The following is a 22,781-nucleotide window of genomic DNA, read 5'->3' as shown; positions in this document are numbered from 1 at the left end:
GGTGACGATAAACATGTTGTTTGTCGTCACCTGTTTTAAGTGTTTTACCTCTTTTGCCGCTCCCAATTCATTAGAGCAGGATACGGATCGAATGCCCATTCAGTTTTACCATTATATTTATACACACCATAATGAAGATGTGGTGGGAATTTTCCGGATGTCCCTTCTTTTCCATAGCCTGAGCTTCCAACTGTTCCAAGAAGTGTTCCTGGCTTAACAACATCGCCTTCCTTGATACCTTTATCAAAGTAAGCCAAATGTGCGAAATAATGATACGTATTATGATTATCACGAATTCCAACACGCCAGCCGCCATATTCATTCCATCCCATCACTTCAATGACGCCATATGAAGTAGCCACAACTGGCACACCATAACCCGCAAAAATATCAGTTCCTTCGTGAATCCTACGTCCGCCCCATCCCCTACTCGAACCCCATGTGCCCCGATACGAATAGTCGTATCCTTTCGGAATAGGGAAAACATGTTCATCCAATTCAATCGTCTCAAAGTGCTTATAAAGTTTGGCGATGGTTGCAATCTGATTGACTGTCTGTTCCCGTTTGTAATAATGCCATAACGCTGCCTTAAAATCTTCTTCGGCTGGCCCGTATAAGGATAAATGTGCACTCATTGTCATTAAAATATCCCCAACATCATTCAAGTCAGCAATCCCGTCGCCATTTCCGTCCAACCCACTTCCTCCGAAAAATGCAATTGAATTAGGTTCAGTGTCAGTTGGATCTGGATTCAATAAACCTGACCAATCGTGTGACGGAAAAATAATGGAAATAGGACCATCCGGTTTAGGTAAATCAGTACGTACTTGTCGGATATTCCGCTCGTACTGATCGATAGCAGCCAAATGATACCAAGGTACAAGCTCGTTTGAATACCGTAAATAATGACCCATCCTCTCGGCTTCAATATTTACTTCCGGTTGACTTTCAGAGGCTAACGATAAATGGAAAGGCAAAATAAAGCACATCAATAAACAAAATGAAACAATTTTAAAATGGATACGCAAGGGGAAACCTCCTTTGTATGATTATAGAATTCCCGATCTTTATTTTTCATGAATATATTGTCGAAATGTCAGTCTTTTTCGTAGGATGGATTTGTTTTTTAGTGCTATACTCAAGTTGATTAAAAAAGGGGGTATTTCAAATGGAAAAACTTCAGTCAGTTGAACAATTTGAGGAATTAAAAGTTAGGGAACGTACGATGTTTATGTTTTCAGCGGATTGGTGTCCGGATTGTAGGGTGATTGAGCCGATTTTGCCTGGTCTTGAGGCGGATTATCCGGAATATGAGTTTGTTTATGTGGATCGTGATGAGTTTATTGATGTTTGTCAGCAGTTGGATGTTTTTGGGATACCAAGTTTTATTGCGTTTCACGAAGGGAAAGAAGTGGGGCGTTTTGTAAGTAAGGACCGGAAGACTCGCGAGGAAATTGAAGAGTTTATTAATGGATTGGCTTAAGAAATAAGTAATTGGCACGGATTTCCGCTACAGGCGGACGCTTTCCGTGGGGCGCGGGTGAGCCAATCGAACCACGAAGAGTTCGATTTGCCGTATTTCTGTGCCTTTTGCAGAAATTAAGGCATCCGTTTCGGCATTCCTGCTCGTAACGCTTCGCTTTTACTCGCAAAAGCCGTTCTTCGTTACGGCTTTTCCTGCGGGGTCTCACCATTCGCGCTTAACCCCACAGGAGTCGCCGCCTTCCGCTTCAATCCAATAAATTTCTTCTATTTTGTTATTGATTATTAAGGAGAGAAGCCATTTTTTCTGGGAAGTCGGTGAAGATTGCTTGGACGCCGGCTTGTTTTAATGTTTTGGCTTGCTCGGGTTCATTAACTGTAAATGCTCGTACAGGCACTTCTGCTTCATAAATTTCTTTTAATGACGGTCGAACTGCAGTGGGGAAGAATACATGAAGTGCATTCGTAGGTAAACTTCGAATGTAATCCAATGGATGGACAAGCACTTCCATGAACAAGGCAGCGGTCTCGATTTGTGGAGCTAATTTCTTCACTAATTGGATGGCGCTGTGATCGAAAGAGGAAAGAATAACACATTCTTCCATTTGCTTTTTCGATATCATGGCAAGTACCTTTTCGACCATCCCGTTGTAGGGAAACACATCAGATTTTAACTCGATATTTAGTATGAGTTCAGTTGGTTGGAATATATCAAGGACTTCAGAAAGGGTTGGAATCGTCTCTCCTCTAAATTCAGGTGAAAACCATCCGCCGTAATCGAATTGCTTCAAATCCTCCAGAGTCATATCTTTTATAAAACCCATTCCATTGGATGTTCTATCGATGGTTTCATCATGGATAACGACAAGTTCTCCATCCGATGACATATGGACATCGAATTCTACACCGAAAATGGGAAGGCGAGCCGCTTCCTTGAATGAGCTTACTGTGTTTTGGGGAATGATCCTGACGCGCCCCTGTGTGCAAAAATATCCAAATTACTCACCTTTCTTTTGTTTAATCCTAAAAGAAAGGGCTACGGAGAAAAAATCCGTTGCCCATGTTGTTATTCCCAAGTTTTATAATCTTCAATTTCCTTTTTTAGAAGTTCTGCTCCTCCTCAGGGCTGATATACATTCCATTAGAAAGCTTTTTATTTTGAAGTGATATTTCTCCAGTTATGACGCATGCTTCGTCAACAACATATTTTCGCAAGATGATTTTGTCATTGTCAACAAAGATCTCCAAAGGTACCCCTTGATCTAATCCCAAACTTCTCCTTAGTTCCTTCGGGATAACAATCCGACCAAGGTGATCGACTTTCCGTACAATTCCCAGACTTTGCATTTTTCTCCTCCCTAACATTGGAATATTTAGTATATTGGTACTTATATCATATCAGATAATAATAGAAAATACAAAAATATGAATATATTATCCAATAGATATAACTATGCCCTTTTTACAAGCTTTAAAACTATTCTAAACAAGTTTATCTGTTAAAATAGTTAAGGCTTTTATAAGAGGGGGGAATTGAATACACATGTCTTTTATCCATAAAAAGTCGGTTGTTTTTGACTATGTCCAAATCATATTCGGCTCCGCATTGGTTGCCCTTGCTTTTAATATATTTTTATTGCCTTCCAGAATTGCAGCGGGAGGAATTTCTGGTGTAAGTACGATTCTTTACGAGTTATTTGGGTATAATCCCGCGATTGTTCAATGGTTAATTAATATTCCGTTGATTGTATTAGGACTAATTATTGCTGGAAAAGAGTTTAGTGCAAAAACGATTGTTGGTACATTTTGTGTTCCTCTTGTCATTTATTTGACGGCGGGTCTCGAGGTTCCTATTGATAATCCGTTGTTGAGCTCTATTTATGGTGGAATTGTTCTTGGGATTGGCCTTGGAATTGTTTATCGTGGAAACGGATCGACTGGTGGTACAGCGTTAATCGCTCAATTATTAAAGAAATATACGGGTATATCGAGTGGCTTCTCGCAATTGATTGTGGATGGTGTGGTTGTGGTTACGTCCGCATTTGTCTTCAATTTTGAACTTGCGTTATATGCGCTAATGTCGATTTATGTAACGAGTAAAGTAATAGACTTTGTTCAATTGCAAACATCGCCAACGAAGTTAGTGCTTATTATTACGGAGAATGAGGAGAAAATCCAATCGATTATTAAGAATGAGATTGACCGTGGTTTAACTAAGGTGAAGTCGACTGGTGGTTTTTCGAATGATGAAAAGACGATGATTTTTTGTGTTGTGGAGCAATCAGAGGCAGTTTATTTGAAAAAGGTATTACAAGCAGCAGAGCCTTCATCTTTTGTCATTTTCCTTAACGCTTCGGAAATATTAGGACTGGGATTCTCAAAGTCGAAGATTCATCAATAAAGGTATACAATTTTAAAAAGAATGATATAATAGTTCACAATTGAATAATTCTTATCAAGAGAAGCTGAGGGATTTGGCCCGATGACGCTTCAGCAACCTCTGCAATTGCAGGAAGGTGCTACCTCCAACAAGATGTAAATCTTGAAAGATAAGAACGAAGAAAATTTCGATGTATCCTCGTTCCTATCCTTGGGAACGGGGATTTTTTAAATTTTAAGGGGGAATCCTAATGCCAATTAATATACCAGAACATTTACCTGCGCGGGAAGTTTTGAAAGAGGAAAAGATTTTTGTAATGGATGAGGGTCGGGCATCAAGTCAAGATATTAGGCCGTTGAATATTCTTATTTTAAATTTAATGCCTGAGAAGGAAAAAACGGAGCTTCAATTACTTCGTTTGCTTGGCAATACACCGTTACAAGTGAATATAACCTTTTTGAACACAGCTTCGTATGAATCTAAAAACGTTAGTAAAAATCACTTGGATTCATTTTACACGACATTTGAATATGTGAAAAATCGTCGTTTTGATGGGCTGATTATTACAGGTGCGCCGATTGAACATCTTGAGTTTGAAGATGTCCTCTATTGGGATGAGTTAAAAGAGATTATGGATTGGTCTAAGACGAACGTTACTTCCGTTTTACATATTTGTTGGGGTGCTCAGGCTGCATTATATCACCATTTTGGGCTAAATAAATTTAAGTTGTCGAAGAAGCTATCCGGTGTGTTCCAACATACATTAACAGATCCAACAATTCGATTGGTTAGAGGCTTCAATGATGTTTTCGAAGCACCTCATTCCCGTTACACTTCCGTTTCAATTGACGAGATTGAGCAAAATGACGATTTGAAGTTATTGGCGGTATCCGATGATGCAGGTGCGTTTATTATCCTATCCAAGGATGAAAAACATATTATGATTACTGGGCATTTGGAATATGATGCTTGTACACTTGGGGAAGAATATGAACGTGATTTAAAAAAGGGGATCGATATTGAAATGCCACAAAATTATTTTCCAAATAACGACACAACCAAGCAACCACTAAATACATGGCGGTCCCATACACATTTGTTATTCTCGAATTGGCTAAACTACTACGTTTACCAAGAAACCCCTTACGAGTGGGAGTAAAATCCAATACTGTAATAGTTGGCTAATTTTTGTTTTCTCCGTATATTGTCCGTGTTCAGTTACACACTACCTTCTAATGGAGGTGTGTGGAATTGCATGACATGATTGAAAAAATCGATTTCTGGGAAATGATACTTAGAACTACACTGTCATTCATAATTCTTATGATAGTTGCAAGGGCGATGGGAAAAAAACAGATTTCACAACTTACATTTTTCCATTATGTCACGGGAATTACAATAGGTTCAATTGCAGCGGAAATTGCAGGGCAAACAGAAACCCCATTTGTAAGTGGTGCGATTGCATTAGTTTGGTGGGGTGTACTAGTAATTTTAGTGAATTTCTTAACTGTGAAATCGAAGAAAGCAAGGGTTCTTTTCGATGACTCACCGACGATTATTATCCATAGAGGTAAAATTAGTGAAAAAGGCATGAAAAAGTCGCGACTCACTTTGAATGATTTAAATATGATGCTACGTGAGCAAAGTATATTTGCAGTTGCGGATGTGAATTATGCAATCCTTGAGACGAATGGTCAATTAAGTGTCATGAAGAAGGCGAACAAGGAGTCTGCAACACGCCAAGATGTAAAAGCTCCAGGTAAAGATCCTAAATTTATTCCTACAGAAATTATATCTGATGGGAAATTGATAAAGGAAAATCTGACGGAACTTAACTTGACCGAGGAATGGGTATACGAACAGCTGAAGAAGAATGGAATTAATAAAGTGGAGCATGTCTATTATGCTGAGATCCTTGAAAACGGGACCCTCCATATCGATCAGCGTACGGAGGATAAATGATTTATTAATATAAGCCTGTTTTCAATATAAAAAGGCCCGGAATGATTATTTTTCTCATTTCGGGCCTTTTCATTTGTATATTAGTTAAAGGATTGCCCAGTCCCTTTCAATTGCAACCCGTTCAAGCCTTTCTTCAGGCTTTACTGCCACTGGTTTACCGACAAGTTCAAGGACAGGTAAATCGGACAAACTATCACCGTAAGCGAAGCTATTTGCCCAGTCAATCTCATTCCCGGCAAGCGATTCCATGATCTTTTCGTTTTTTCGTTTACCTTGTATATGATAAATGGAAATATCTTTATTAAAAGTTCCATCTTTGGTGAAAGGGATATCCGTTCCTATAATTGTATCAAAGCCCAACCCTTTTGTAACCGCATGCAGTAAGGAAGTATAGGCTCCTGAAACAAGCATGACATGGACGCCTTCATCTTTATGTTGCTTCAGACGGTTAATGACGTCTACGTTAAAACCTTCACGCATGCTATCTTTCATTTCTAAAAAATAGTCGTCCAACTCTTTTTTGATAAAGTATGTAAAGCACCGGCATATATTTGCATGGAACGTTCCTTCATCGTTGGTTCTGGAACAATTTTTAATTTATACCCTATGTATAAAGGTAGGATCTTGCGGAAAAAAGGCTTATATTTTGGACCATGTACCGGGTGGTCCTTCAAATGGTCCATTAATAATTGGAATGTTTCTTTTGAATACAAAGTACCATCGAAATCGAATATTGCTATACGCATGAAATTCCCCCTTTAGTTTAGAGCTTGTATAAGATAATACAGTGTTTGTTTTCAGAGTACAAATTATGGATAATGAAGAAGTAGAGAGAGGAGAATGGCAGGAATATGAATCACAAGAAAACGCGGGAAGGGTCCTACCTTTTTCAGGTGGCTGAAGAAGCGGAACTTTTACCTTTTTTACTCGAAAATATGAAAAAGAATAGCCGTAACTCCATTAAGTCCATGTTGACAAGGGGACAAGTATCGGTAAATGGCCAAACTGTAACGAAACATAATTATAAATTAGTTGCGGGACAGAAGGTCGAAATTCTTAATAATAAATCGGCCCCGGAATGAAAGCTCACTGACGGGACTTTCAATCATCTATGAGGACGAATCGATTATTGTTATTGACAAGGAAGCCGGCCTCTTATCGATGGCTGCGAAAGATAAAAATGAAAAAACAGCATTCAGTGAAGTTTCATCTTATGTAAAGAAGCAAAATCCCGGGCAACGAATTTTCATTGTCCATCGATTGGATAGGGATACATCCGGTGTACTTCTATTCGCGAAAAGTGAAATGGTGAAAATGCAATTGCAAGACAACTGGGATGAATTTGTGAAGGAGAGAATTTATACTACGTTAGTCCAAGGAAATGTTAAGAAGAAAAAGATACGATCAAGTCTTGGTTGAAGGAGACAAGGACGTATAAGGTCTATTCTAATCCGACAGATAATGGGGGTCAGCTTGCCATTACCCATTACCGTAAAATCCGATCGAATCGCCAATATTCATTGTTGGAAGTTTGTTTGGAAACCGGTCGGAAAAATCAAATACGTGTTCATATGGAGGAAATTGGCCATCCGGTTGTGGGCGATAAAAAATATGGTTCAACCGTTAATCCTATAAAGCGCCTTGGACTTCATGCCACTGCGTTAACGATTGTACATCCGATATCGAAAGAGATCATGAAATTCGAATCGGAAATTCCTTCTTCGATCCTTAATAAATCATTGTAATGAAAGCCGCCACGACAACTATATCGTGGCGGCTTTTACTTTCATCCACTGTCGAGGCAAAACCGTTGCACTACGCTTTAGTTTACTGTAGTTGTTGGTTCGGCGGCAAAGCTGGTTGCCCTTGAGCGGATGCGTATGAATTTACGAGTTGCTGCATGTCTTGTTGAGCAAGTTGTGGTACTTGGTAATAATGATGCTTGTTCTGATAGAGGGCAAGCTCGTAAGCCATTTCAATGCAATTCGGTATAGAATCTTGTAGAACGCGTCTTACGACAGGGTTGCAAGTCTCAAGTGCTGCCGCAGTTTTCCCAGTTGCATTTGCTTTTGCACTACCAAGAAGAAAGCCTGAAATCATTTCATCCGTTATTTCATTCGAATTTTGCATTGGCTTTTTCGGTTGTGATTGTTTCATCCCATAAATGAAATCGTTGCTTTGTTTCATTTTATAGCTTCCTGTCGGATGGGAAGGGTCCTGTCCTGTTTTAAAGCACTCAACGGTAATATTATATTCATCCATTGCAAACCGATATTGCCTATCCAGAATGTCCAATAACTCGGGGTCTTTTACATGAGGTCGTAAAATCATCGCCTGATTCAACCCTGCGATTGCGCTTGAAAGGACTTCATGGACGTCGAATAATTCATGGCCACCATGATTCATAGTCGGGGAACGGATCCAGTGTGCATATTTTGGTGCATTTCGCCGCCAAGTTGATTTTGTGTCAATTAATTTCCTCCTTTTGTTGGTGATATCAATCGAAGGTAGTATGGCTTTGACAGAGTTGTGTATGCGTGAAAAAAATTAAAATCACGCATAAACATAAGCCTTAAAAAATAACATGGGAGAAAGGACATTTTGTCAACGAAAGGCAGAGGATGAATTTGCAAATCCATGTTGTGCAACAAGGACAAAGTTTATATGGAATCGGTCAGGTATATGGAATACCCTATGAGGAAATTGCAAAGGCGAACGAACTAACTGACCCTTCTCGGCTTGCGGTTGGTCAAGCATTGGTCATTCCGATTACGGGAAGTTATCATTGGGTTCAATCGGGTCAAACGCTTTATACCATTTCACATTTGTATGGAACGACTGTAGAAGAACTTGCAAGAATTAACGGAATTTCGCCGAATAGCGTTTTATATGTAGGACAAAGACTGTATATTCCGCAGAGAAGAAAGACGATAGCTGAGGTCTTCCTCTATGTCGAGCCAAGGGAAGCGACACTTACGTCGACTGTCGCCGAAGTAAGAAGAAGGGTTAGGGATCTAACCTATTTAGCGATGTTCAGTTACGAAGCACAACGGGATGGATCATTAAAAGCTCCACCTATTGACAATATGCCAGAAATCGCCGCACAAGCAGGCGTACTGAATGCAATGGTTGTCACTAACTTGGAAGAATTTAAATTCAGTCCGGAGTTGGCGCATGTCCTATTAACAGACCAACAAGTTCAAAATCGTCTATTTGAAAATATCGTCCAAACTGCAAAAAGATTGGGTTTTAGCGACATCCACTTCGACTTTGAATTTATAAGACCATCAGACAGGGAATTATATAATCAATTCATGCGCAATGCCCGTGCCCGCTTTCATGCTGTCGGTCTAACGTTATCTGTAGCATTGCCACCAAAAATGACGGATGCCAGAAGTGGCATGTATGGGGGAATCGATTTTAAATCTCTCGGTGAAATAGTCGATTTCGTCACGCTAATGACGTATGAATGGGGATATTCGTATAGTGACCCACAAGCTGTCAGTCCGATCAATCAGGTTCGACGGGTTGTGGAATTTGCTGTTAGTCAAATACCAAGCGGAAAAATCTTCCTTGGGCAGAATTTGTATGGGTACGATTGGACCTATCCATATCCACCAAAAACCGGGGTAGCTGCAAAAGCGCTTAGTCCTCAACAGGCGGTAAATTTAGCGATTAGCAGAAATGCTGAGATCCAATACGATACGACTGCGCAGGCACCATTCTTCCTATATTGGGTTGACGGTGTGCGTCACGATGTTTGGTTTGAAGATGCACGAAGCATTCAAGCAAAGTTCAACTTGATAAAGGAATTTAATTTAAGGGGAATCATGTACTGGAAGTTAGGGTTAGCGTTCCCTCAAAATTGGTTGTTACTCACGGATAACTTTATTATTAGAAAGCGATGATAAAACGAACCATATGTGCATCGTTGCACATATGGTTCATTTTATCCTCGCTTACATTTAATTTAGTCGCCTGAGATATAGTTTACTATGTTTTGGAAAATATCCACGTTCGGATTGATCAACAGAGCAGGTAGGAATGCGAAAGCCATAATGATAATTACATTGGCTCCGATGACTGCACGCAAAAATTTGGTGAATTTCATAAAGCATCTCCTCTTTCTCCTTGAATTTGTTTTCCAATCCTATGAAGGCCTAATAATAATCTATGTTTTAAAACGGATAAATGATTTTATTTTCAACAAATACCTTTCGACATTATTTTTATAATCCGACACAATTATGTTAAGAAATTATCTATTTTTGAAGAAATTGTTGAATGGGTTCATATTTTCAGTAATAATATGAAGAATGGAAATAATTTTTGGAATATTGATTATTTGTATTGCGATATTGATGCAGCTGCTCTTCGAAAGGGATGATGGAATTGAAAAATGTAGAAATTAGCCATAATAACAGAAGTCGTGCAAATGATTATGTGCATGAAGTATACGAGTTAGTTAAAAAACGAAACCCGGATGAAAAGGAATTTTTACAAGCCATTAGGGAGATTTTCGTCTCGCTACGGCCGGTCTTTGCCAAACATCCCGAATACATTCGAGACGGAATTTTAGAACGTATTACCGAGCCAGAGAGAATCATCTCATTTCGGGTAGCTTGGGAGGACGATCAGGGAAGGGTGCATGTTAACCGTGGATTCCGTGTGCAATTTAATAGTGAATTAGGTCCGTACAAAGGTGGTATCCGCTTTCATCCATCCGTAAACAATAGCATTATGAAATTTCTTGCGTTTGAACAAATCTTTAAAAACGCATTGACTGGACAACCGATAGGTGCCGGAAAAGGTGGATCTGACTTCGATCCAAAAGGGAAATCGGAGCGAGAAATTATGCGTTTCACTCAAAGCTTCATGACCGAATTAAGCAAACATATAGGGTCCGATATGGACGTTCCGCAGGTGATATTGGTGTAGGGAAACGGGAAATCGGTTATATGTTCGGCCAATATAATCGCTTGAAGGGCGGTTTTGAAGCGGGTGTCCTTACTGGAAAGGACCCTAGTCTTGGCGGATCTCTTGGGCGCAAGGAAGCAACGGGATATGGCACCGTGTATTTTGTTGAGGAAATGTTGAATGAGAATGGAATGTCATTCAAAGATAGTACGGTTATTGTGTCGGGTCGGGCAATGTATCTACTTATGCCATGGAAAAAGCACAGCAATTAGGTGCGAAAGTTGTTGCCTGCAGTGATTCAGGTGGCTATATATACGACAAGAATGGTATTGACCTTGAAACCGTAAAACGTTTAAAAGAAGTTGAGAACAAGCGGATTTGGGAATACCGGAAAACCCATCCACACGCTGAGTACCATGAAGACTGTTCGAAAATCTGGACGATCCCTTGTGATATAGCACTTCCATGCGCTACTCAGAACGAAATCGATGAAGTATCGGCAAATATGCTTATCAAAAATGGTCTGAAGGCGATTGGTGAAGGGGCAAATATGCCATGCACGATTGAAGCGATTGAATTATTCCTTAAGAACGGAACTCTATTCGCACCTGCAAAAGCCGCAAATGCTGGGGGAGTTGCAGTTTCAGCTATGGAAATGTCTCAAAATAGTATGCGCCTTGCTTGGACAGCGGAAGAAGTCGACCAGCGATTGAAAACAGTTATGAAAAATATCTATGGAAGCTGTAAGGATGCCGCGGAGCGCTTTGGCAAGCCAGGCAATCTTGTAATGGGTGCCAATATCGCGGATTCTTGAAAGTCGCTAATGCAATGGTCGCACACGGAATTCGATAATCTAAAAACTACCTCTGGGTAGTTTTTTTTACGCTTATAATCGTGCGGTTCCGTAGATAAACGAGCGTTTCTAGTGTTTATTTAATAATTCCACTTGAAATTCAAAATATCTGTGATATCATAAAAATACATTATGGTGAATAAAGATACATATATATGAATAAGGAGGATGAGATTATGGGGAATAAAAAAGTGGTTTTAGCTTATTCAGGTGGTTTGGACACTTCAGTGGCTGTTCAATGGTTAACAGATAAAGGGTACGACGTTGTAGCTTGTTGTTTGGATGTAGGGGAAGGGAAAGACTTGAACTTTATCCAGCAAAAGGCTTTACAGGTTGGTGCTGTAAATAGTTATGTTATCGATGCGAAAGAGGAATTTGCCCAAGAATATGCACTCCTTGCATTGCAGGCGAGAACCTATTATGAAGATAAATATCCGCTTGTCTCCGCATTGTCTCGTCCTTTGATCTCGAAAAAATTGGTCGAAGTTGCGCATAAGGAAAACGCGACAGCCGTGGCGCATGGCTGCACTGGTAAAGGAAATGATCAAGTCCGATTTGAAGTAGCCATAAAGGCGTTAGATCCGACACTTGAAGTCATTGCTCCTGTTCGCGAATGGAGCTGGTCCCGTGAAGAAGAAATCGCTTATGCAAAAGAAAAAAACATTCCTATACCGGTTGATCTCGACAGTCCGTATTCCATTGATCAAAATTTATGGGGTCGAAGCAATGAATGTGGAATCTTAGAGGATCCTTGGGCAGCACCGCCAGAAGAGGCATTTGGGCTAACAACTTCCATCGAAAACTCTCCAGACCAACCGGATATTATTGAAATTGAATTTGAAAAGGGCGTACCGGTGAGTATTGACGGAAAGCATTACCCTTTAAGCGAACTTATTTTGAAATTAAATGAAATTGCCGGCAAACATGGAGTCGGAAGAATCGATCATGTGGAGAATCGTCTTGTCGGTATAAAATCCCGTGAAGTGTATGAATGTCCGGGTGCCGTGACTTTATTGAAAGCACATAAAGAGTTGGAAGATTTGACACTTGTCAAGGACATCGCCCACTTCAAACCAATTGTTTCACAAAAACTGAGCGAATTGATCTATAACGGTCTTTGGTTCTCCCCATTGCGAAATGCACTGGAAGCTTTTGTGAAGGAGACGCAGCAATACGTCAACGGCGTTGTTCGCGTGAAATTATTCAAGGGGCATGCAATTGTTGAAGGAAGAAAGTCTGCAAACTCCCTGTATGATGAAAAACTTGCAACTTATACATCCGATGATCAATTTGACCAATCGGCCGCAGTCGGGTTCATTCAACTTTGGGGATTGCCGACTGAAGTGCATAGTACCGTAAATAAACTACAAAAAGTCAAAAACTGATTCAATTCACCTTCTACAGACAATGTAGAAGGTTTTTTGTCTTTTATTCTGCAGAAAAAGGGTATTCGTAATTTGTATAGAATAGAAAAAAGATAGCAGCTTGTATAGATTGGGAGAGTGTGGAATTTTGAATCCATTTGTTTTTTCATGTATCGCCCCTCATGGCGGAGAAATAATACCAGAACTTCAAGGAAGCATTCCTGAACGAATGTCAAAAACTCGTGAAAGTTTAACAGAATTAGGAATGGAAATGAAGCAGGCGAAGCCGGATGTGATCATCGTATTAACGCCACATGGTACACGCATAAATGGGCAGTTTTCGATAACGGATTCGGAGAGAATGGAAGGGTCGCTCAATGAGAATGGAGCCACCTTTGTGATGGAACGGATTGTAGATAGGGAGTTAGCGAGAAATATAGTTGGAGCCTCATCAAAAGCGGGTATACCCGTCGGTGCTATCAACTATGGTACGGCGGCCGGTCCGATTTCTTGTTTGCCACTTGATTGGGGTGTGATGGTACCTCTACGGTTCATGCCGGATGTACCTATTGTCGTAATAAATCCATCGAGAGAACTTTCATATGAAAAGCATCTTGCCTTTGGAAAAGTGTTACGTGAAACAGTATTGTCCGGGACAAAACGGGTAGGGCTAATCGCGAGTTGTGACTGGTCACATACTCATGACGCGACGGGACCCTATGGGTATGATCCCGCAGCGGAAAAGCTTGATGCGGAAGTAGTGGAATTGATCAAGCAGAATGAGTTGGAGAAAATGGCTGATTTTGATGCCGATTATATCGAAGCCGCGAAACCTGATGGCATTTGGCAAACCCTTATATTGGCCGGCGCAATTCCAGCGAATGATAGGAAAGTGAAATTCTTGTCCTATGAAGCACCAACTTATTTTGGATTGATTTGTGCTGCTATTGAATAAGTTAACCGAAACAGGTGATGTAGTGAAAAAATCAAAGAAAATGGGGATTGTAATAGGGATAGTTATTATCTTAGGCTTATCAGTTTGGTTTTTATTAGGAATGTGGATTGCTCAAGGACAAAAACCCGTGGCGGGCGGTACGAATGAATTCGCTATTATCCTTGGTGCGAAAGTGAACGGGGAGACGCCATCACTTACTTTGCACTATCGACTAAAAGCGGCACTATCCTATGCAGAAACTCACCCATGTACGATTCATTTATCGGGTGGACAGGGACCTGATGAAGAAATTTCGGAAGCGGAAGCAATGAGAAGATATTTGACGGAGCACGGAATTGACGAAGGTCGGTTGCTGATGGAATCTCAGTCAACATCAACATATGAAAATCTCCTTTATTCAAAAAAGCTTTTACCGGAAGATATTGATTCGATAACAATTATAACAAGCGACTTCCATTTGGCGCGGGCACGGATGCTCGCAGATAGCCTTGGGCTAAAGACAGATGCCTTGGCGGCAAAAACACCTGAATCGGTGAAGATTCAACAACATATTCGTGAGAGGCTTGCTATTATTAAAACTTATATCGTAGGCAAATGAAAAAGCTGTATTTCCATTAATTTGGAGAATACAGCTTTATTTCTGTTCATAATAATTTGTCAATCGGATGAAAAACGGGTTCCTGGTTGTTGAATGATGTGATGTATGAAAACCCGATTGACTTTACTAACTCAAGTGACTCCTTGAATTGAAAAGCGATGTGCTCGGGTTTATGGGCATCTGATCCTAAAGTGATAATTTCGCCACCGCATTGTTTGTAAAGCTTGAGAATATCATCACTTGGCAAGCCGTTTGACAAACCATAACGAACACCCGATGTATTTAATTCGATCCCTTTACCTGCAGGAATGATGTGATTGAAGATTTCGGTTAAAATAGCATGGAAATCATTTTGGACAATCTCTGGAGCATATCGCTTTATCAAATCAATATGTCCTAAAACCGAATAGTTATCGAAGTTTTTCACGCAGTGAAGCAATTCATTATAATAACTAATGGATGCTTCTTCCGCTGTTTTTCCTTTGAAAATCTCTCCGTAATGCAAACCTTTTCGTTCAACAGTATGCATTGAGCAGATTATGAAATCGAAGGATTCAGCGTTCAGCATTTCGTCATATCGTTGCAGTATATGAGGCTGAACGCCGATTTCAACACCTTTTCGAATAATGATTTGTCCATCGTAAAGCTGCCGTAGCTCCTCGATTCGCTCCGTATATTTTTGTTTATCAAAATCAAATTCGATTGCATCATCTGGAAAATCATAGTCGATATGCTCGGTAAAGCAGATTTCCGTGAGGCCTTTTGCAATAGCACCTTTAACCATATCTTCCATTTCAACAGTGCAATCCTTTGAAAACGAGCTATGCATATGGTAATCAAACATTGTTTATTCCTCCAAAATGACATTGTATTGTTATCATATCATTGATGAAATCTTTAATCTAAGGAAGCTTAAAATAGGATACAATGCAAACAGGAAAACTGTTATACTTATGTAAAAAGTATAGGGTAAGGGAAGGCAGGCATTTAAATGACTACTCCAAAATATATCGATATTGCGCTCATCATTTTCTTAGGCTATTTTGCAATTGACCGTTTTTCAAAAGGCCAGACAGGCATTGCAATCATGTTCACTGTTCTATCTTTGATGAATATTTTTGTTTTAATTATGAAAATAAAGCAGGATAAAAAACAGGTGAAAGATCCAAAATGAGTAAGAGGCTGCAATTTTTAAAATGCAGCTTTTTTTCTTCCGCTTTGTCCGTTATTATGGTATAATGACTGAATGCCAAGCTTAGAGGTGAGGAATTGACATGAAAAAATCAATTTATGGATTAACATTGGAGCAGCTAACTGCTTTTATTGTAGAAAATGGACAAAAGAAATTCCGTGCTGCACAAGTATGGGACTGGCTTTATAAAAAGCGTGTCATCAACTTTGCAGACATGACAAATATAAATAAAGAATGCCTTCAATTATTAGATGAGAATTTTGCGATTCAGACTCTTGAGGAGTCTGTGAAACAAGTTTCGGATGATGGAACCATCAAGTTCCTTTTCAAAATGCAGGACGGGAACCTGATTGAAACAGTCCTGATGAAATTTCCTTATGGCCAATCGGTATGTGTAACGACACAAGTCGGATGTAATATCGGCTGTAGTTTCTGCGCAAGTGGTCTATTGCGGAAAAACCGAGATTTGGAAGCTGGAGAAATCGTTGGACAAATTATGAAAGTGCAAGAGCATCTTGATAATTTGGGCGGCGGTGAACGCGTCAGCCATATCGTTGTCATGGGAATTGGTGAACCGTTTGATAATTACACGAACTTGATGAATTTCCTTCGTGTCGTAAATGACCAAGAAGGTCTGTCAATCGGTGCACGTCATATCACAGTTTCAACAAGTGGATTAACGCCGAAAATCCGTGAATTCGCGGAAGAAGATATTCAAATCAATTTAGCTGTATCATTACACGCACCAAATAATGATTTGCGCAGTCAAATTATGAAAATCAATAAAGCTTACCCGATCGAGAAGTTGATGGATGCCATTGATTACTATTTGGAAGCGAAGAATCGTCGGATAACATTCGAGTACATCCTATTGGATGATGTGAATGATCATGTAGTGGAAGCGGAACAATTGGCGAAACTGCTTTATAATAAACGCCATCTGTCCTATGTAAACTTAATTCCATACAATCCAGTCGATGAACACGGCCAGTATCAGCGAAGCAAGTCCGAGGCGATTAAAGCGTTTTACGAAACATTGAAAAAGCGCGGAATCAACTGCGGTGTCCGTCTTGAACACGGTACAGACATCGACGCAGCTTGTGGTCAATTGCGTAGTAAGCAAATTAAGAAAGATAAAGTCAAAGCAAATTAATATATAAGGAAACGCATGCTTTTAACGGCATGCGTTTTTTTGTGTGAATTTAAGCGTTGATCGCATTATTCTCCTGGCTCATTTAAATTAAGCGCGTTTATTTATTTTTCATCTTTCGAATAGCGATAACGATAAATTGAACGATCACTGCAATCCCAAATCCGAATGTCGTGATGATGAAAAGGGAAAGAATACCGATCAAATCGCCAAACCCGTTTTTATCCATAAGAAAACTTCTAAAGAACTCAGCGAATCCTAAAATAAGGGCTGCCATGAAAATTCTGAAGGCAATTTTAAACTTATAAAATAGTAATGATGCCGCTAAGATTCCGACTGTTAAGCTAAAAACACCAAATGTAAAGTAGTTTTTCAGAACCAAGTCCGTACCCAAAATCGTTCGAATTCCTAATATTAATAGACAGAAGGAAGTCAAACCCGTGAAAAATCCTATTTTCCATAACTTTTTATCCATTGTCCTGCACCCACTTTCAGTACATATCATAACGGAAAAAGTGAGTAAAGTGTAGGAAAAGAAGAAAAGCTGTTCCATCGGAAACATCTTCGGATGGAACAGCCATAATCGATTTATTATTTTTTAGCGATGAGGACAAGCTTCCCGTGGTCGAGTTCGCGCTCCGCATCTGCCGCATCTTCGGCTGTTAGGCCCGCAGCTTCCATTTTGCTTCGGAGTTCATCTCCACGTGAAGTGAACATGTTTTTCATGCTGTCAAGGAATCCTTGCTCCTTCATGCCCACCTTTTCCGTATCAAGTGCTTCAGTAATATCATCGGATCTTTTTTATCATGTGCGAAAATATAAATGTCATCATGCGTATACCCTTGACTTGTCAAAACCTCAATCTCATTTTTAGCTTGAACAGCATTTTCCACGATTTTCTTCATTACCATTTTAAATTACCTCCCAAACGTATTTGTTTTTATATACCTCTAATCGGGCATAATTAAACAAATGACATAAGCCGGATATTTAAAATGGATAATAATCCCCTTTTAACTTGCGATACGATTCGATGAACTCATTTGGATCGGTTTTCACTTCGAAAGTGAAAACCCCTCTGTTTGTATGAAGGTAAAACAAGCCTGTTCCATTTGAAAAAGGTCGATAGGATAGATCAAGTACATGTTCGAGAGAAAAAGTGTTCTGCTCGGTTTTGATCGAGTCCTGAAATAGCAGAATGGTATTGGATGATTGCTGATGTTTTTGCTGAAACCATTCGATAGATCGCTCTACTGTGAAATAAGGTAGAGAAGCAATGGATTCGTTTATTGACTCTTTCAAGTGCATCCTCCTTGAAATTCATATTGCTCTAATCGTATCAGTTTTGTTTTATGGCGCCAATTATTTCAGCATCATTTCAGAAGTTTAGTTACCTGATCCACTACTTGCTCAACAAAATTTTCTTCTACATAATTAAATTCATTGACGATTAGTCCGTCTTGATTGACGATATAAAAGTTTGTTCCGTGAATGACTTGGCTCGAAGTCTTTGGTTTTTGGACAATAGTCTGGAATTGATTCAACGCTAAACTCTCAATTGTTTCCTGTGAATAGCCAGTCAAAAGATGCCAATTCGATTCATCGTCTGTAAATTGACTAATATAATCTTTCAAAATCGTTGGAGAATCGATATTCGGATTTACCGTAAATGAGACAAATTCAACTTCAAGGCCTTTCTCTTTGAAAGCCGTTTGCAAATTTGCCATTTCACTTGTCATCTGTGGGCAAACTGTTGTACAGCCGATGAAGATGAAATCCGCGATCCACACTTTTCCGTCTAATTGTTCCGTACCGAAAGAATTTCCGTTTTGATCTGTAAATGAAAAAGAAGTGACTTGTCTCCCAGTCTGTTGTGAAGTGCCACATGCGGACAGGAGAAGAATTAAAACAAGGAAATGAACTAGGTTAATTGGCCTCATTTTTCGACCTCTCTTTCAAATGGATTTTAACAGAAGTTCCTGTAGATGGATCGCTTTGTATGGAAAATGTGCCACCATGAAGTCTTATAATTTCCTTCACAATCGAAAGCCCAAGACCAGTTCCGCCGGTCGTTCGATTTCTTGCTTTATCTGTTCTGAAAAAGCGTTCACCAATTCGATTAATGTCTTCTTTCGGGATGTGGATTCCCTGGTTGTCGACTTGAAATTCGATATTTTCCCCGGATTTTTTCAATGTGATCGTTAAATTTCCACCATCAGATGAGTATTTAATGGCGTTGTCGATAACATTATAGAAGACTTGCTGAATCCTTTGCGAATCCCCTGTAATGATGCTGTTTTCTTCAATATTTAGATGAAGCTGTAATCCTTTTTCAGCGATCAATATTTTGAATAAGTCGACAGTATCCAATATGAGTTGCGCAATCGCAATTGGTTCATTATGAAGGACATACAGATTCTCCTGTAGATGATTTAATTCGACGAGATCATTAACAAGCTTATTTAAACGGACTGTTTCTTTTTCAATGGTCGTTAAATAACCCTCGGCTTCTGCAGGGGAAGAATAGATTTTTGCTTTTAAGGCATGTGTGTATCCGCCTATATACGTCAACGGCGTTCGGAGCTCGTGAACGATATTGGAGGTGAATTCCTTCTTCCTTATTTCCTGCTCCTCAAGCGATAGACTCATTGAATTAAAGGCATTCGTCAACTGTCCGACTTCATCCTCCCGAACTGTTTCGATTCGGCTGCTATAGTTTCCTTTGGATACTTCAGAGGACAGCCTTTGTAAATCACGCAACGGATTGAACATAGAGTTTATTATTTTATTCATAACAAGGAAAAGGATGAAGAAGAACAGTGTGCCGACAGTTACCATTAGTGGTATGCTTTCACGGAATACGTCTTGTATCGCGGCCAATGGAACATAAATATAAATAAATCCGATTAAACCCGTCTCTCCTTTAATAGGGAAAATGGCACCTATGATTTCACGGCCAAGCTCCTCGACATATCCTTTTTTAAGCAAATAAGCTCCATTTTCGAGTCTTTTCTGGTCGGCGTTGTCAACTAAATTTTCATAATTGATCTTATATGGAAAATAGGAGGAAAGGTCATCCAATTGATCGACAACGATGATTTCATATTCGGAAACAATATTATACCATTGGATTTTCTCGATGATTTCATCACTTAGTTCGCCATAATGGTAATGGGAGGCGGTTCGCTTCCCTTGATAGACTATCGATTCCTCGATACTTGAAATATAAAGCTGTGAATAAAGGAGGTGAATAAAGAAAAACGAAAATAGAATCGTGAATGCAATACTTGATAGAAAAACGGTAAATAGTTTTTTACTTAAGGTGAGCCTCTTCATCATTTGGCCTCAAATTTATAGCCGATTCCCCATACGGTTTCAATCATGCTTCCAGCTTCACCCATCTTCAGGCGCAATGTTTTGATATGCGTGTCGACTGTCCGATCAGTACTATGATGGTTATTCCCCCACACTAATTCAAGTAGTTGCTCACGTGAATAGACCCGTCCTTTGTTTTTGGCCAATGTTTCAAGGACGCCAAATTCTTTAAGTGTTAATGGTAGCGGCTTATTATCCAACGTGACTGTATGCGCATCGGAATCGATGACAAGGGGGCCGATGACAAGAGCCTGTCTCATTGGGGTGTTTTGATACGATCTTCTAAGCACGGATTCTACCCTTGCCAACAATTCACCGGGCATGAAAGGTTTGACGATATAATCATCACCGCCAAGTTTCAAACCTTCGATTTTATCCCATTCCTCACCTTTCGCAGATAAAAAAATAAGGGGAATATTTGCGGTTTGTTTCAATTCTTTGGCGAATTTGAAGCCATCCATATAGGGCATCATGACATCGACAATACATAAATGCGGTTGCTGCATATTAATCTTAGAAAGAGCATCAAGCCCATCGGTAGCTTCTTCGACTGAATAGCCATCACGAGTAAGAAATGTGCGTATTAACCTTCTCATTTGCGGCTCATCATCTATTATTAATATTGTATAGGGATTCATCGAAAAACCTCATTTCGAATGTTTATAACTTTATAATAGAAAACTGTTGTGAAATACTAATGAAGAAGTACTTCATAGTTACTTCTTAATTAATTGATACTATCATACTGGACAAAATCCGAAACGTTAAGTATTAAAAATGGAGGCACGAAGATGAAGAAGAAGTTTAGTGCACTATTAGTTATTTTTGGGTTACTGGTTTTATCGGCCTGTGGAAAAGAAGTAGACGACGGGTCTTCAGTGGAAGTCCTACCGCTTCTTGTCGATCTTTCCGTCACTGAGCATGCTGAAGTGGGGGAGACTGTGAAAATGGAGGCTCTTGTCACATACGGCGATGAAAAAGTTGAGGATGCAGATAAAGTCGTATATGAAGTGTGGGAAGATGGGAAGAAAGACGATTCTATCATGATTGATTCAGTTAATGAAAAGAATGGTTTATATACCGCTGAAACTTCATTTGAGAAGGATGGACTTTATCATATCCAAGTTCATGTCGATGCAAAACGTTTGCATTCAATGCCTTTTAAAGAAGTGACAATTGGAAAAGGTCCTAATGTAGAAAGTCATGATGATGAACACGCGGACCAGGGTCATGAACATGGCCATACAGAAGGTTTTTCCCTTCATTTCGTAAAGCCTGAAAATGCGGAAGCTGGAGCTGAAACTGAATTGATGACGCATTTGCAAATTGACGGACAACCTCTTGAAAAAGCAAACGTGCGTTACCAAGTATGGGGCGATAGCCTTGGCGAAAAGCATTTATGGATTGATACGATTGAATTGAAAGCCGGTGAATACACGGCTGCTCATAGTTTCGATAAAACAGGTACTTATACGGTGAAAATTCATGTGAAAGATGACAATGGTCTACATGAACATGAAGAGTTTACTTTTGAGGTTCATTAAGCTAACAAAAGTGTGACTGAAATGTGAAATGATATAGGAAGCACCGGTTTTCATTGGATAAAAAAGCATGAAATCGCTATGATAGTAGTAGATTAAGAATAGGGGCGATGCAGTATGAATGAACTACCAGAAAAGTCTTGCTCGATCGAACGTCTTGTTACAATTCCTGAAGATGTACAGAAGGTTTTAAGAGGAGAAAAAACAGCTACGAGACGAAATGGCGTCTATGCATATCCGGACGAGATCATGATTTTGGATGGGAAGAAGTTCAAAATTGATAAGCTCTACAAACAAACACTCGGCGAGATAACTGATGAGCATGCAGTTAAGGAAGGGTATGCAAATATGGAAGAATATAAACAATCCATTTTAGCTTTACACCCGAAAATGCCTTGGCTTCCTCAAATGAGCGTGTGGGTCCACGAATTCAGCCCAGTTACTGACTAATGTTATGAAATACATGTACGGGACAATCGTTTTTGTCCACGTCTTCTCCGCAGTCCTTTCCATCGGACCATTATTCCTATTAATGCCTTCGATTAAGAGGCTGCGGAATGTCGACGAATCATCCGAAAGTGCATTTTTATCGGTCATCCATGTCATTATTAGAATTGTCATGCACGCAGGACATGTGTTAGTCATTTCAGGTGTGCTGCTTATTCTGACTGGGCCATGGCCTTGGTATACTTCATGGGTGATTGCAACACTTGCCATCATGCTGTTATCGGCGTTTTTCTTTCGACTGGCTTTACGAAAGTGCTTAAAAGGTATCATCTTCCTGAAAGTAATAAAGGAGAAATCCTGACCGTACTAAATAGGACTTCGTGGATTTATATTGGGCTTTTGCTCATCATGCTTTGGTTAATGGTTCAAAAGCCGTTGCTGTGGTGAAGCGAATAGTGATTTACATATTGAAAAGGACATGCTATTCTGCATGTCTTTTTTTGCTATTTCTGGACCTAAGATATTAAAAGACATGGATGACAAATCTGTCAATTGTCTGTATAAT

28 protein-coding genes, 3 pseudogenes and 1 riboswitch are annotated in these 22,781 nt (G+C 39.7%); of the genes and pseudogenes, 17 read left to right on the top strand and 14 right to left on the bottom strand.

Annotation, left to right across the window (positions count from 1 at the left end):
• Positions 1-44: 44 nt before the first annotated feature.
• Positions 45-1,028: a M23 family metallopeptidase gene (locus tag QNH10_RS17340; RefSeq protein ID WP_283732552.1), complete on the bottom strand. Its 984-nt coding sequence runs from the start codon at positions 1,026-1,028 to the stop codon at positions 45-47.
• A gap of 140 nt (positions 1,029-1,168) precedes the next feature.
• Here QNH10_RS17340 and QNH10_RS17335 point away from each other — a divergent pair, with 140 nt between their 5' ends.
• The gene (locus tag QNH10_RS17335; protein ID WP_283732551.1) at positions 1,169-1,483 is read left to right on the top strand and encodes a thioredoxin family protein; all 315 of its coding nucleotides are present in this window, start codon (positions 1,169-1,171) and stop codon (positions 1,481-1,483) included.
• A gap of 274 nt (positions 1,484-1,757) precedes the next feature.
• On the opposite strand, the gene QNH10_RS17330 is transcribed toward QNH10_RS17335, so the two are convergent.
• Together QNH10_RS17330 and QNH10_RS17325 are read right to left on the bottom strand one after the other, a co-directional pair.
• Positions 1,758-2,396 (bottom strand): glycerophosphodiester phosphodiesterase family protein, encoded by a 639-nt coding sequence (locus QNH10_RS17330; protein ID WP_347178071.1) that lies wholly within the window; start codon positions 2,394-2,396, stop codon positions 1,758-1,760.
• A 187-nt stretch (positions 2,397-2,583) separates the two neighbouring features.
• Positions 2,584-2,829 (bottom strand): AbrB/MazE/SpoVT family DNA-binding domain-containing protein, encoded by a 246-nt coding sequence (locus QNH10_RS17325; RefSeq protein ID WP_283732550.1) that lies wholly within the window; start codon positions 2,827-2,829, stop codon positions 2,584-2,586.
• 196 nt (positions 2,830-3,025) lie between these two features.
• Here QNH10_RS17325 and QNH10_RS17320 point away from each other — a divergent pair, with 196 nt between their 5' ends.
• The 3 genes from QNH10_RS17320 to QNH10_RS17310 all read left to right on the top strand — a co-directional run bounded on the left by QNH10_RS17320 (position 3,026) and on the right by QNH10_RS17310 (position 5,824).
• The gene (locus QNH10_RS17320; protein ID WP_283732549.1) at positions 3,026-3,883 is read left to right on the top strand and encodes a YitT family protein; all 858 of its coding nucleotides are present in this window, start codon (positions 3,026-3,028) and stop codon (positions 3,881-3,883) included.
• 48 nt (positions 3,884-3,931) lie between these two features.
• Positions 3,932-4,038: riboswitch (SAM riboswitch) on the top strand.
• A gap of 74 nt (positions 4,039-4,112) precedes the next feature.
• Positions 4,113-5,021 carry a homoserine O-acetyltransferase MetA gene (gene metA, locus QNH10_RS17315; protein ID WP_283732548.1) on the top strand — a complete coding sequence of 303 codons (909 nt, stop codon included), beginning with the start codon at positions 4,113-4,115 and terminating at the stop codon, positions 5,019-5,021.
• A 101-nt stretch (positions 5,022-5,122) separates the two neighbouring features.
• Positions 5,123-5,824, top strand: coding sequence for a YetF domain-containing protein (locus tag QNH10_RS17310; RefSeq protein ID WP_283734680.1), 702 nt, complete (start codon positions 5,123-5,125; stop codon positions 5,822-5,824).
• A gap of 84 nt (positions 5,825-5,908) precedes the next feature.
• On the opposite strand, the gene QNH10_RS20805 is transcribed toward QNH10_RS17310, so the two are convergent.
• Both QNH10_RS20805 and QNH10_RS20800 read right to left on the bottom strand, forming a co-directional pair.
• Positions 5,909-6,316: an HAD family hydrolase gene (locus QNH10_RS20805; protein ID WP_347177911.1), complete on the bottom strand. Its 408-nt coding sequence runs from the start codon at positions 6,314-6,316 to the stop codon at positions 5,909-5,911.
• A 2-nt stretch (positions 6,317-6,318) separates the two neighbouring features.
• Positions 6,319-6,570, bottom strand: a complete 252-nt coding sequence (locus QNH10_RS20800) for an HAD family hydrolase (protein WP_347177910.1) — start codon at positions 6,568-6,570, stop codon at positions 6,319-6,321.
• Positions 6,571-6,675: 105 nt separating this feature from the next.
• On the opposite strand from QNH10_RS20800, the gene QNH10_RS20795 reads away from it, so the two are divergent.
• The 3 genes from QNH10_RS20795 (at position 6,676) to QNH10_RS20785 (ending at position 7,569) form a co-directional block, all read left to right on the top strand.
• Entirely contained in the window at positions 6,676-6,906 is a 231-nt protein-coding gene (locus tag QNH10_RS20795; RefSeq protein WP_347177909.1) for an RNA-binding S4 domain-containing protein, read from the top strand.
• A gap of 79 nt (positions 6,907-6,985) precedes the next feature.
• Positions 6,986-7,243 carry a pseudouridine synthase gene (locus tag QNH10_RS20790; protein WP_347177908.1) on the top strand — a complete coding sequence of 86 codons (258 nt, stop codon included), beginning with the start codon at positions 6,986-6,988 and terminating at the stop codon, positions 7,241-7,243.
• Positions 7,240-7,569: a pseudouridine synthase gene (locus QNH10_RS20785; protein WP_347177907.1), complete on the top strand. Its 330-nt coding sequence runs from the start codon at positions 7,240-7,242 to the stop codon at positions 7,567-7,569. The genes QNH10_RS20790 and QNH10_RS20785 overlap by 4 nt, the downstream gene beginning before the upstream one ends.
• A gap of 82 nt (positions 7,570-7,651) precedes the next feature.
• On the opposite strand, the pseudogene QNH10_RS17295 reads toward QNH10_RS20785, so the two are convergent.
• A pseudogene (locus QNH10_RS17295) lies at positions 7,652-8,268 on the bottom strand (spore coat protein).
• A gap of 183 nt (positions 8,269-8,451) precedes the next feature.
• Between QNH10_RS17295 and QNH10_RS17290 the strand changes: the two are divergent.
• On the top strand, positions 8,452-9,732 hold the full coding sequence (locus QNH10_RS17290) for a glycoside hydrolase family 18 protein (RefSeq protein WP_283734679.1): 1,281 nt from the start codon (positions 8,452-8,454) through the stop codon (positions 9,730-9,732).
• A gap of 62 nt (positions 9,733-9,794) precedes the next feature.
• Here QNH10_RS17290 and QNH10_RS17285 read toward each other — a convergent pair whose 3' ends face one another.
• Positions 9,795-9,935, bottom strand: coding sequence for a hypothetical protein (locus QNH10_RS17285; protein ID WP_283732547.1), 141 nt, complete (start codon positions 9,933-9,935; stop codon positions 9,795-9,797).
• A gap of 275 nt (positions 9,936-10,210) precedes the next feature.
• Between QNH10_RS17285 and gdhA the strand changes: the two are divergent.
• The 4 genes and pseudogenes from gdhA to QNH10_RS17265 all read left to right on the top strand — a co-directional run bounded on the left by gdhA (position 10,211) and on the right by QNH10_RS17265 (position 14,511).
• Positions 10,211-11,593: pseudogene (gene gdhA, locus QNH10_RS17280) on the top strand (NADP-specific glutamate dehydrogenase).
• Positions 11,594-11,770: 177 nt separating this feature from the next.
• Complete coding sequence (locus tag QNH10_RS17275; RefSeq protein ID WP_381426456.1) at positions 11,771-12,979, top strand: argininosuccinate synthase; 1,209 nt, start codon at positions 11,771-11,773, stop codon at positions 12,977-12,979.
• Positions 12,980-13,106: 127 nt separating this feature from the next.
• Positions 13,107-13,913, top strand: coding sequence for a DODA-type extradiol aromatic ring-opening family dioxygenase (locus QNH10_RS17270; RefSeq protein ID WP_283732546.1), 807 nt, complete (start codon positions 13,107-13,109; stop codon positions 13,911-13,913).
• A complete protein-coding gene (locus tag QNH10_RS17265) occupies positions 13,906-14,511 on the top strand; it encodes a YdcF family protein (protein ID WP_283732545.1) in 606 nt (201 codons plus the stop codon). Before QNH10_RS17270 ends, QNH10_RS17265 begins: the two co-directional genes overlap by 8 nt.
• 46 nt (positions 14,512-14,557) lie before the next feature.
• On the opposite strand, the gene QNH10_RS17260 is transcribed toward QNH10_RS17265, so the two are convergent.
• Positions 14,558-15,355, bottom strand: a complete 798-nt coding sequence (locus QNH10_RS17260; RefSeq protein ID WP_283732544.1) for a histidinol-phosphatase HisJ family protein — start codon at positions 15,353-15,355, stop codon at positions 14,558-14,560.
• Between the two features lie 147 nt (positions 15,356-15,502).
• Between QNH10_RS17260 and QNH10_RS17255 the strand changes: the two genes are divergently transcribed.
• Positions 15,503-15,685: an NINE protein gene (locus QNH10_RS17255; RefSeq protein WP_283732543.1), complete on the top strand. Its 183-nt coding sequence runs from the start codon at positions 15,503-15,505 to the stop codon at positions 15,683-15,685.
• A gap of 100 nt (positions 15,686-15,785) precedes the next feature.
• Positions 15,786-16,856: a dual-specificity RNA methyltransferase RlmN gene (rlmN, locus tag QNH10_RS17250; protein ID WP_283732542.1), complete on the top strand. Its 1,071-nt coding sequence runs from the start codon at positions 15,786-15,788 to the stop codon at positions 16,854-16,856.
• Positions 16,857-16,953: 97 nt separating this feature from the next.
• Here rlmN and QNH10_RS17245 read toward each other — a convergent pair whose 3' ends face one another.
• The 6 genes and pseudogenes from QNH10_RS17245 to QNH10_RS17220 form a co-directional block, all read right to left on the bottom strand.
• Positions 16,954-17,328, bottom strand: a complete 375-nt coding sequence (locus tag QNH10_RS17245) for a hypothetical protein (protein WP_283732541.1) — start codon at positions 17,326-17,328, stop codon at positions 16,954-16,956.
• Positions 17,329-17,444: 116 nt separating this feature from the next.
• A pseudogene (locus tag QNH10_RS17240) lies at positions 17,445-17,764 on the bottom strand (YflT domain-containing protein).
• 79 nt (positions 17,765-17,843) lie between these two features.
• Positions 17,844-18,155, bottom strand: a complete 312-nt coding sequence (locus tag QNH10_RS17235) for a hypothetical protein (RefSeq protein WP_283732540.1) — start codon at positions 18,153-18,155, stop codon at positions 17,844-17,846.
• 71 nt (positions 18,156-18,226) lie between these two features.
• Positions 18,227-18,793, bottom strand: a complete 567-nt coding sequence (locus QNH10_RS17230) for an SCO family protein (protein WP_283732539.1) — start codon at positions 18,791-18,793, stop codon at positions 18,227-18,229.
• Positions 18,780-20,192 (bottom strand): sensor histidine kinase, encoded by a 1,413-nt coding sequence (locus tag QNH10_RS17225; protein WP_283732538.1) that lies wholly within the window; start codon positions 20,190-20,192, stop codon positions 18,780-18,782. The genes QNH10_RS17230 and QNH10_RS17225 overlap by 14 nt, the downstream gene beginning before the upstream one ends.
• Complete coding sequence (locus QNH10_RS17220) at positions 20,189-20,866, bottom strand: response regulator transcription factor (RefSeq protein WP_283732537.1); 678 nt, start codon at positions 20,864-20,866, stop codon at positions 20,189-20,191. The genes QNH10_RS17225 and QNH10_RS17220 overlap by 4 nt, the downstream gene beginning before the upstream one ends.
• Positions 20,867-21,019: 153 nt before the next feature.
• Here QNH10_RS17220 and QNH10_RS17215 point away from each other — a divergent pair, with 153 nt between their 5' ends.
• The 3 genes from QNH10_RS17215 to QNH10_RS17205 all read left to right on the top strand — a co-directional run bounded on the left by QNH10_RS17215 (position 21,020) and on the right by QNH10_RS17205 (position 22,577).
• Positions 21,020-21,772 (top strand): FixH family protein, encoded by a 753-nt coding sequence (locus QNH10_RS17215; protein ID WP_283732536.1) that lies wholly within the window; start codon positions 21,020-21,022, stop codon positions 21,770-21,772.
• A gap of 114 nt (positions 21,773-21,886) precedes the next feature.
• Positions 21,887-22,219, top strand: coding sequence for an ASCH domain-containing protein (locus QNH10_RS17210; protein WP_283732535.1), 333 nt, complete (start codon positions 21,887-21,889; stop codon positions 22,217-22,219).
• Positions 22,220-22,232: 13 nt separating this feature from the next.
• Positions 22,233-22,577, top strand: a complete 345-nt coding sequence (locus QNH10_RS17205; RefSeq protein WP_283732534.1) for a DUF2269 family protein — start codon at positions 22,233-22,235, stop codon at positions 22,575-22,577.
• Positions 22,578-22,781 lie beyond the last annotated feature (204 nt).

Origin of the sequence: Sporosarcina thermotolerans (assembly GCF_030067815.1) — a bacterium.
GTDB lineage: Bacteria > Bacillota > Bacilli > Bacillales_A > Planococcaceae > Sporosarcina > Sporosarcina thermotolerans.
The sequence above is the reverse complement of the archived record's forward strand: the minus strand, read 5'-3'. Positions and strand labels throughout refer to the sequence as shown.